Source organism: Haladaptatus sp., assembly GCF_049589095.1.
In the GTDB taxonomy this organism is placed as follows: Archaea; Halobacteriota; Halobacteria; order Halobacteriales; family Haladaptataceae; genus Haladaptatus.
This window is the reverse complement of the sequence record NZ_JBAWAC010000545.1, coordinates 1-1,865: the sequence shown is the minus strand read 5'-3', so window position 1 is coordinate 1,865 and position 1,865 is coordinate 1. Positions and strand designations below refer to the sequence as shown.

The following is a 1,865-nucleotide window of genomic DNA, read 5'->3' as shown; positions in this document are numbered from 1 at the left end:
GTCGGCGGCGGCGCGGTCGGCCTGACGGCGGCCCACGACCTCGCGGCACGCGGTGCCGACGTGACGCTGTTCGAGGCGGGTGAGATTCCGAACGAAGGAGAGAGCACCTCGCGGGCGGCGGGCGTGCTCTACGACGCCTTCGCCGCGCCGGAGGACGCCCGGATCGGGAGCCGGGCAATCGAGCGCTTCCGTGAATTTTCCGGAACGGGAGGGTTCGAGTTCGTGGAGACGCCGTACGTCTGGTTCGCCCGCACCGGCGACGAGAAGCGCGCCGCCGCGATCCGCGAGCAGGTGCCTCGAATGCGCGAACAGGGGCGCGACATCGCGTTCATCCACGCCTCGGAACTGAAAGAGCGGTTTCCGGCGGTGAACGTCGAGGACGTCGGCGTCGCCGCAATCGCCCGCAACACGGGCTGTACCGACCCCGGAAGCTACGCCGGGATGATGGCAGCGAAAGCGGAGACGGAGGGCGCTGAGATTCGAACCGAGACGCCGGTTCGTGTTCGACTGGGGGACGAGGGGTCGGACGACCCTCGAATCGTTCCGCTAGCCGACGGCGATGCTTCCGGCGAATCATTCGACGCCATCGTCGTCGCGGCCGGGTCGCACACGAAACGCGTGTTCGCGGAGGCGGGAATCCCCGTCGCGCTCAAACCGTACCGCGTGCAGGCGCTCACCTGCGAGTTCGACGCCGACACGCCGATGCTGTACGACGCCACCGAGGGCTACTACCTCCGGCCACACCCCGAGGGACTTCTGGCCGGGGACGGCACCGAGGAGGTCGAGAGCGACCCCACCGATTGGAAACACGAAAGCGACGACGCGTTCGTCGCCGCCATGGAGGAACGGCTCTCCCACCGGCTCGATTTCGGGTCGGATACGGAACTCGAATCGGCGTCGGAACCGACCGTCGAACGCGCGTGGGCGGGGCTCTGCACCGCGACACCGGATTACGACCCGTTGCTCGGCGAACTCCGTCCGAACTGCTACGTCGCCGCTGGCTGGCAGGGCCACGGGTTCATGCGCTCCCCAGCGCTCGGCGAAGCCATCGCGAAGGACGTGCTCGGCGAGGGCGGCGTCCCGGAGTTCGATCCGACACGCTTCGCTGGCGACGAGGAGTTCGAAATCGTGGAAGGAATGGCCGTTGAGTAGGTTATTCGGACTTCGGAACGGTCACGCGGAGCGTCCCCGAGTCGGTCAGCGTCGCCGTCGCTTCGTTCGCATCGACCTTCGCGTCGGACGGGAGTTCGACCTCCCCGTCGAGCGACATCCCGCGACCGGGGAACACCATGTCGAACCCCTCATGGAAGTCGCGGAAGCGGTCGATCCGAACGAGGACGGAGTCCTTGACGAATCGGACTTGCACGTCGCTTCCCGTCGCACCCGCCGCGTCGAACACGACGAGGTAGGCGTCCTCGCTTTCGAGCAGGTCGGCCGGGATGGGACGTGATTCCTGTACCTTGCTCGCGGCACGGCCGACCTTCGATGCGACGGCCGTCACGGTCGAGCGCCCGAGGTCGCGGAGCGTCATAGTTCGATGGCTTCGAGGCAATCGGTTTCGCCGCAGTACGGGCACTGGAAATCGTCTACTCCCACGTCGTCCGGCATATCGTAGGTGTAGTGCATCTCGAACATGTCCATCTCGCAGTCGTCGTCCGTACACTTGACCTCAAGCGTCGCAGGCATACGCGTGGATACGTACCGAACGAAAATAAACGCGCGGACTTCGGCTAGGATTGGTGGTTCGGGGAGTACGAGTTGTGGTTGGTTTTGGTTGTGTGATTGGAGTTACTGAGAAGATCACCTCGAAAGCCCCCGCCCGCTCGCGGTCGCTCAGTGACATCTCTCCGTCGGCACTTCGTGCC

General features: G+C 65.6%; 2 protein-coding genes and 1 pseudogene. 1 reads left to right on the top strand and 2 read right to left on the bottom strand.

All coding sequences use genetic code 11. The annotated features are described in order from the left end of the window. Nucleotides 1–1,152, top strand: a 1,152-nt coding sequence (locus tag WBV42_RS17225; protein WP_423987113.1) for an NAD(P)/FAD-dependent oxidoreductase, incomplete at its 5' end; no start/stop codon positions are given. A 4-nt stretch (nucleotides 1,153–1,156) separates the two neighbouring features. Here WBV42_RS17225 and WBV42_RS17220 read toward each other — a convergent pair. Together WBV42_RS17220 and WBV42_RS17215 are read right to left on the bottom strand one after the other, a co-directional pair. Then, nucleotides 1,157–1,531, bottom strand: a pseudogene (locus WBV42_RS17220) (Hsp20/alpha crystallin family protein); the annotation flags it as partial. Next, nucleotides 1,528–1,686 (bottom strand): DUF7559 family protein, encoded by a 159-nt coding sequence (locus tag WBV42_RS17215; RefSeq protein ID WP_190303745.1) that lies wholly within the window; start codon nucleotides 1,684–1,686, stop codon nucleotides 1,528–1,530. The gene WBV42_RS17215 and the pseudogene WBV42_RS17220, both read right to left, overlap by 4 nt. Between the last annotated feature and the right edge of the window lie 179 nt (nucleotides 1,687–1,865).

Coding starts and splice junctions, on each gene's coding strand:
- WBV42_RS17215 (WP_190303745.1), bottom strand. CDS start 1,686: ATGCCTGCGACGCTTGAGGTCAAGTGTACGGACGACGACTGCGAGATG.